Annotated in this window: 9 protein-coding genes; 4 read left to right on the top strand and 5 right to left on the bottom strand. The window is 64.1% G+C overall.

The annotated features are described in order from the left end of the window. From AC1D00_RS19505 to AC1D00_RS19490, 4 genes are all read right to left on the bottom strand, one after another. Positions 1–531: acyl-CoA dehydrogenase family protein (locus AC1D00_RS19505; protein ID WP_477011782.1), on the bottom strand; the 531-nt coding region annotated here is incomplete at its 3' end. 143 nt (positions 532–674) lie between these two features. After that, positions 675–1,400, bottom strand: coding sequence for an IclR family transcriptional regulator (locus AC1D00_RS19500; protein WP_477011781.1), 726 nt, complete (start codon positions 1,398–1,400; stop codon positions 675–677). 126 nt (positions 1,401–1,526) lie between these two features. Then, positions 1,527–2,417, bottom strand: a complete 891-nt coding sequence (locus AC1D00_RS19495; protein WP_477011780.1) for a sigma-70 family RNA polymerase sigma factor — start codon at positions 2,415–2,417, stop codon at positions 1,527–1,529. Positions 2,418–2,437: 20 nt separating this feature from the next. Beyond that, positions 2,438–2,746: a hypothetical protein gene (locus tag AC1D00_RS19490; protein ID WP_404552056.1), complete on the bottom strand. Its 309-nt coding sequence runs from the start codon at positions 2,744–2,746 to the stop codon at positions 2,438–2,440. A 181-nt stretch (positions 2,747–2,927) separates the two neighbouring features. Between AC1D00_RS19490 and AC1D00_RS19485 the strand changes: the two genes are divergently transcribed. Beyond that, entirely contained in the window at positions 2,928–4,334 is a 1,407-nt protein-coding gene (locus AC1D00_RS19485; protein WP_477011779.1) for a DHA2 family efflux MFS transporter permease subunit, read from the top strand. Between the two features lie 82 nt (positions 4,335–4,416). Here AC1D00_RS19485 and AC1D00_RS19480 read toward each other — a convergent pair whose 3' ends face one another. Beyond that, positions 4,417–5,319, bottom strand: a complete 903-nt coding sequence (locus tag AC1D00_RS19480; protein WP_135174973.1) for a GNAT family N-acetyltransferase — start codon at positions 5,317–5,319, stop codon at positions 4,417–4,419. 234 nt (positions 5,320–5,553) lie between these two features. Here AC1D00_RS19480 and AC1D00_RS19475 point away from each other — a divergent pair, with 234 nt between their 5' ends. From AC1D00_RS19475 to AC1D00_RS19465, 3 genes are all read left to right on the top strand, one after another. Further along, positions 5,554–6,477, top strand: a complete 924-nt coding sequence (locus AC1D00_RS19475; RefSeq protein WP_477011778.1) for a 2-hydroxyacid dehydrogenase — start codon at positions 5,554–5,556, stop codon at positions 6,475–6,477. A 69-nt stretch (positions 6,478–6,546) separates the two neighbouring features. Next, positions 6,547–6,840, top strand: coding sequence for a cupin domain-containing protein (locus AC1D00_RS19470; protein ID WP_135175021.1), 294 nt, complete (start codon positions 6,547–6,549; stop codon positions 6,838–6,840). After that, a partial coding sequence (locus tag AC1D00_RS19465; RefSeq protein WP_477011777.1) for an aldehyde dehydrogenase family protein occupies positions 6,837–7,123 on the top strand: 287 nt, incomplete at its 3' end. The genes AC1D00_RS19470 and AC1D00_RS19465, both read left to right, overlap by 4 nt.

The following is a 7,123-nucleotide window of genomic DNA, read 5'->3' as shown; positions in this document are numbered from 1 at the left end:
GTGCAGGGCCGCACCACGGACGGGCTCAAAAGCAAAACCGTCCTTCAACACCCATGCGCCCTGCGGACCAAGGCCGACAAGCACATCCGCCCGGGCGGCAGGTATCCAGGCCACGTGGCCGGCAACGCGCGCACCGGCGGTGTCGCCAGCACCAGGATCCATGACCAGGGCGAAGCGGAGGTCGGACTGCCCGAGGTTCATCCCAAGCGACTTCAGCGGTTCAACCCCGCCGAAGGCCTCGATCACGTAGATCGCCGGCGCGAACCGGTCCAGCGCAAGCGCGGCGCCGGCGTCGGCTTCAGCGAGCAGACGATTGGTCCTGACACGAGCGAGCAGACCGAGGCCGGCACCGCCGGCTTCCTCGGCGATATCCAACGCCTCGAAGCCCAGCGCGGCGAAGCGTTCCCGCAAGCTTTCGCCGACCGTGCGCGCGGTTTCGAACTCGCGAAGACGGGGACGCAGTTCGTCAGCCGCGAAGCGCCCGATCGTCTCGGCAATGATCTCGTCGCTTTCTCCCCGCGCAAAGTCCACGCCTGCCCTCCCGTGTCGATTGTGCCGGGCGATCTGCAAGCCGGCTTGTCATTCGCCGGCAAACTAGATCGGGGAGGACGGGCGCCGCAATCCGTTGCATGGACATGTCTCTCACTTCCATATCCATGGAAGTGAGAAGACAGTCAGTTTCCGGCATTTCTCGGCAGGAACCGACGGATCGTCCCGCGCAGCGCCGCGACGTTCTGGTCGAGGTCCCGCTCGAGGCGGTACACCGGCCCACCAAGCGCGATGACGAAGTTGCGGGTGAACGGCGCGCGCGGCAGCGGCATCGCAATCACGCCGATGCCTTCGCTGTAGATGCCGCGAGAGAAGAAATAGCCTTGCTTGCGGATGCGCTCGATGTTCGCCATCACGTCTTTCAGCGCCACGCGGTGGCTGCGCACCGGTTCCGCATGATTGCTGCGGTAGACAAGCGTATCGATTTCCTCATCCGGCTTGCTGCTGAGCAACGTCAGGCCGACACCGCAGCGTGCCAGCGGGCGCAACGATCCCGGCTCGGCCGAATAGGCAAGCGCCTGGTTTGAGCGCAGCACATGCACATATTGGGCGCTGATGTCGCTCTGGGTCCCCACGATCACCGTTTCGCGGGTACGATCGCGCAACTCCTCCATCAGCGGCAGCATCCGGATTTCGCCGAACAGTTGCTCCGACACCCATCGCCCCAATACCGCGATCCGCATGGTCGGCAGATAGGTCTGTGTCTTGCGGTCGTACTCCAGATAGCCCAGCGTCACCAGGCTCTTCAGCATCGCCGCGCCGCTCGAGACGGGGTAGCGGAGTTCGTCACAGATCGCCTTGAGGCCGAGCGGGCGACGCGCGCGATCGAAGAATTCCATGATCTCGAACACGCGCCGTGCCGACTTGATCGCGGCATCCGCCATCGGAACCTCCCGGACATAGCTCCTAGTATGTGGAGAGACGTTCCATATACGTGTTTACGCGCCAGAGCCACTCCCTTGACGTCTGTGATCCACTCACCCTTTGTCCACTACGCACTCGGCCGCATCGATAACGTACGCCGCGTGACGAAAATCCCTGATGGTGGCGAGCTTGTCGGCGGACCAGTTCAACAGCATGAAATATTTCGGCCGCCCGCCCGGCTCGTTCGGATCGAACACCAGGATCGCCGGACGTCCGTCGACCTGCCCCGTCACCAGGTGCCAGTCGCTGATCTTCGAATAATTGCCGAAATAGCGCGATACCTCGGCCTTGCCCTTCAGCCTGGTGCGGTTGACGAGCTCGAGCCTGACGTCATCGGCGATCATGGCGCGGATCGCGTCGAAGTCGCGGGCATTGAAATGGCCGACATAGGCGTTGAGCCGCGTGCGGTCGGCTTCCGACAGGCCCGGCTGCGGCGCGTCGTCCGGCTCCTCGGCAAACTCACGCAGCTGCGTGCGCCCACGATGCAGCGCGGCCTTCACCGCCGGCAGGCTGAAATCCATGATGCCGCAGACCTCGGCCAGCGAGCAGCCGAGCACGTCCATCAGGATCACGCTGGACCTCTGCGCCACCGACAGCCGCATGAAGGTGCGCAGGCTGGTCGCAGCAATCTGGCGGCTTTCCAAATCATCGAGCTGGTCGGCAATCATCTCCACCTCCTCAGCCGAATGCAGCGCCTCCTGCCGGTTGCGGCGGCGCAGGAAATCCAGCGCGGTGTTGTGCGCGATGCGGAACAGCSAGCCCTCCGTATTGACGACGGGCGTGACCGATTGCAGCGCTCCCATCGCCTTGATCAGCGCATCCTGCAGCACGTCCTCACCGTCGATGACCGAGCCGACCATGCGCGCGCAGTAGCGATGCAGCTTCGGCCGCATCCGCGCCAGCAGCGCCTCGATATCGACGGTGGCCAGTGGCTCTGGCGCCATTGTTCCTCCGACTCGCCTGTTCAGGACTCGTCCAGCATACGATAGTTGCCGACGATCCTCACATCACGAACCAGCGGCGGCTCGGCGCAGCGGTCGCGGATGCCGTCCTGGAACGCCTGAAACGCCCTAAGTTTCGGGATCGGGCTCGAGCCGTCCTCGGTCGCGGCCTCGACAAAATGGATGAAGGTGTCGTCCTCCAGCCGCAGCGTCAGATAGCGCACGCCGTCCGGCCCGGCCGCCTTCAATTCCGCAAATACGGCCGAAACCAGCTCAGCATTCCTGTCGGCCAGCTCCGGCTTGGCCTTGTACCTGATCAACGTCCTTCTCATCGCACGCTCCTTGCTCATGTCGCGACCTTGCTCGCGGCCGCCTCACCCCTAGGACGTTTGCCGGCAGCCGAAGGATGCGGCCCGGGGAAAATTATTTTTGGGCGCATCCTTTACCCCTCCGGCCTCGTCTAGCCCGCAGAACGCGCCGCGACAGGGTGGCGCGACACACGGAGAGAGGGCGATGCAGACCCCGACCAATCGCGCCGAGCAGAACTGGGTGCTTGGCGTCACTGCGCTGGCATCCTTCATGATGGCGCTGGACGCCATGATCATTACGACGGCATTCGCGGCCGTCCGCGCCGAATTCGGCAGCCCGGTCGAGACGCTGCAATGGACCGTCAACGCCTTCAACCTGACCTTTGCCGTGCTGCTCCTGACCGGCGCCGCGCTCGGCGACCGCTTCGGTCGCCGCCGCATGTTCGCGGCCGGGATCGCCCTGTTCGTCGTTGCATCGGCGGCCTGTGCGCTCGCAGGCAATGCCACCGCGCTGATCGCCGCCCGCGCGCTGAAGGGTGCCGGCGCCGCGCTGGTGATGCCGCTGGCGATGGCGATCCTGAGCGGCACGTTCGGCCGGGAGGAGCGCGCCCGCGCGCTCGGCATTTTCAGCAGCATCACCGGATGCGCGCTGATCATAGGCCCGGCCATCGGCGGCTTCATCACCGAACATTTCGGCTGGCGTTGGGTGTTCTGGATCAACCTGCCGATCGGCCTGATTGCGATCGCCCTGGTGCTGGCACGGTTGCGCGAAAGCTTTGGACCGGCCGCCGCATTGGACATCCCTGGCCTCGCGCTCGTCGCCTTCGCAGCGCTCGCGCTGGTCTGGGGCCTGTTGCGCGGCAACGCCGTGGGGTGGGCGAGCGCCGAGGTCATGGGCGCGCTGATGTCAGGCCTGGTGTTCACCGCCGGCTTCGTGCTCTGGGAATTGCGCGCGGCCGCGCCGATGGTGCCGATGCGGCTGTTTGCATCGCGCGCCCTCGCCTCCGGCATGTCCGCAAGCGTCCTGTTCTACGCCGCGATGTACGGCGTATTGTTCCTGCTGCCGCAGTTCCTGCAGATCACGCTGGGCTTCGATGCCTTCGGCGCCGGACTTCGCCTGCTGCCCTGGACAGCGACGCTGTTCGTCACCGCCCCGATCGCCGGCGCGGTCGTCAACAGGTTCGGCGAGCGACCGCTGGTGGTGACGGGATTGCTGATGCAGGCGATCGGCCTTGGCTGGATCGCTGAGATCGTGAGCCCCGCGGTTCCCTACTCCGCTCTGGTCGCGCCGTTGGTGCTGGCCGGCGTCGGGGTCTCGATGGCGATGCCGGCAGCGCAGAACGCCATCCTGAGCTCAGTCGCGGTGGCCGAAATGGGTAAGGCGTCCGGCGTCTTCAACATGGGCCGCTTCCTCGGCGGCATGTTCGGCGTCGCCGCGCTGGTAGCGACCTTCTCGGCCAACGGCGCGGTCGATTCGCCTACGCATTTCGCGAGCGGATTTGCCGCGGCGATGAGCCTCGCCGCAACGCTGTCATTGGCCGGCGCGATCGCCGGATTTTTCCTGCCGGCACGGCGACGGACCGCCGGCGCAGCCGCGCCGCAAGATGCTTGACGCTCACAGCGATGGAGTTTCGCTATCGGCCCCGTCGGAGCGACCTTTAGCCTCTTTGAGTGCTTGATAGCGACGATGGGTCTCAACCAAGCGCTTGGCTCGCAAGCGCATAGGTTACGGGCATGTTTCCCGAGCGTTCGTTGGGATCACGGAAGTCTCCTCCCAGCGACATCGTCGTAACGGTGTCAAAAACAGCAAGGCCTGACCGAGCCACGAAGGAGGAGAACTCGCCGTCGGCGAGGTGCGTATCGAGCCTCAGAAACTCTCCCTCATGGGCAGTCATGTGCGGCGCAATGACGACGATCGCGTCCTTGTCATTTGACGCCACCACGGGCCCGATGACATGGCCGCGCCCAAACGGGCGGCACAGCGCATAGGCCTCCATGCGGCCATGCCGGTAGAGGCCGAACCCAACCGATTGCTGCAAGAGAGCGTTGAGCAGCTCCACGCGGGATGCGCCGTACCCCTGCGCATCGAGTTCGGCGACGGCCGCAAGGTCGCCCTGGTCGAGACGGCGCAGCTCGGCTCCTTCCGGAGGACGCGGCATCTCGTCGGATCGCTGCGCCTCCGCTTGACATTGGAACACCGTCCTCTCGGGGCGGAAGCCGAGCGACAGATAGAGTTTGCGCGCTGCGCGCGTGGAATTGAGGCGGAGATTGCGTCCCTTGCACTCCGAAAAAACGCGCTTCATGAGCCACTGTGCCGTGCCAAGCGCCTGAAGGCGCGGAGACGTGATGACCATGCCTACGGTGGCAAAATCCGAGCCATAGGGAAACCACATGGCCGATCCCAGCACCCGTCCGATTTCATCGTGAGCCACGATGCCGTGACCAACGTCACGGAGGAACTGCCAGTCCTCAGCCCGGTGCGGCCAGGCGACGCCGATCGAGAGCGCGTGAAGCTGTTCCAGCTCGACGGTATCGATCTCGACAGCACGCGCCTCGAAAGCATCGATCGTAATCGAATTGGATATGCGGCGTTTCATATCTCTCTCTRCAATTAGCCTGACGTCGCTCGAATGGTGCCACTGCGGGTCCGCTGCAGGCTCCCGGCAAAACCACCATAAACCATCAATCGCGGCAGAATGCGTTTCAGATCAGGCGTCGTACCGAACAATCCGCTAAATCGCGATCGCATTCGGCATGGAAACGGCCCCCAGTCCATTAGGTTGGTTCCGTTCCGGCGTACTCGCCATTCCCTATGCTTTGAAAATCGGCCAATGACCTTTCTCTTCAATTCCGACGCCGAGCGCGGGACCGTTTTTCGCGACGCCTTCGCTCGCGAGCTCCCTCACCTCCCGTTCGCGATCGATCCGGCATCGGTCGATACTGACCTGGTGCGTTACATCATCAGCTGGACGGTACCCGACGGGCTCGAACGTTATCGCAATCTTGAAATCCTGTTCTCCGTCGGCGCCGGGGTCGATCAATTTCCGTTATTGGCGATTCCGCCCGAGGTGAAGGTGGTGCGGATGGTGGAAGACGGCATCATCCGGATGCTGCAGGAGTATGTCACGCTCGCGGTGCTGGCGCTCCACCGCAACCTTCCCGCCTATCTTGACCTGCAGCGGCGGCACCAATGGCAGGCTCTGCCGCAGAAGCAAGCGGCCGACCGGCGAGTCGGGCTGCTCGGGCTTGGCAAGCTCGGCCGCGCCGTGCTGGAAAGCCTGAAGCCTTTCGGCTTTCCCTTGAGTGGCTGGAGCCGATCGCGCAAGACGATCGAGGGAGTTGCGACATATTGCGGCCAAGCCGGTCTCAGCCAAATGCTCGGCGAGACCGACATTCTGGTCTGCCTGCTGCCTCTCACCGAGGACACGCGCGGGATCCTGGATTGCAACCTGTTTGCGCGGCTGCCGAAAGGCGCTGCGCTGGTCCATGCGGGACGCGGTGCGCAGCTCGATCACTTCACACTTCTGGCCGCTCTGGACGCTGGCAAGCTCGCCGGCGCCGTCATCGATGTAACCGAACCCGAGCCACTGCCTTCGGATCATGCCTTGTGGGCTCATCCGAAGGTGCTGCTCACCCCGCATGTGGCGAGCGCAACTCAAGCGGAAACCGCCGCGCGGTCGGTCATCGACAACATCAAACGATACGAGGCGGGCCTTGATCCCATCGGGCTCGTGGATCGGACTCGTGGTTACTGAGAGGAGCCCAAGTTGCTGCTGAAATCGATCGATCCCAATCCGAGCTTCGCCCCCGAGGAGTCCACCCCGATGCCCGAGCGGCTCATTGCCGGCGCCCCCCACTTCAGGACCTGGGCGCAAGACGTGGCTAAGGGCGAACTCGTGCATACCGGCATATGGGAGGCGACCCCGGGCGAAACACGCTCCATCAAGGGAGAGACCTTCGAGTTCTGCCACATCATCTCCGGTATCGTGGAGATTACGCCCGACCACGGCGATCCCATGACCTTCAGAGCCGGCGACAGCTTCGTCATGAAACCCGGATTCACGGGAGTATGGAAGACCGTCGAGACGGTCCGCAAGATCTACGTCACGGTGTCATGAGCCTAAGCTTCGATCCCGATCGGATTTCGCTGCCCATCGGCCACTTCATCGGCGATCGGTTGCTGGAATCTCCTGGCCTGCTTCCGATGCGCCGCCCCTCGGATGGTGCGTTCTACGCCGAGTGTCCCATCGCCTCGGAAGAGGTCGTGGATGAGGCGGTCCAGATCGCCAGGAAGGCGTTGAAGACGAGCAACTGGGGTGGCGTGCGGCCCCGAGAGCGAGCCAACGTGCTCCGGCGATGGGCTGATCTCATCGAGAGCGAGGCCAAGACGCTCGCCAAACT

The sequence above is a fragment of the Bradyrhizobium sp. P2_E8 genome, assembly GCF_056403875.1.
Note: the sequence above shows the minus strand (reverse complement) of the source record. Positions and strands in the feature narration are given on the sequence as shown.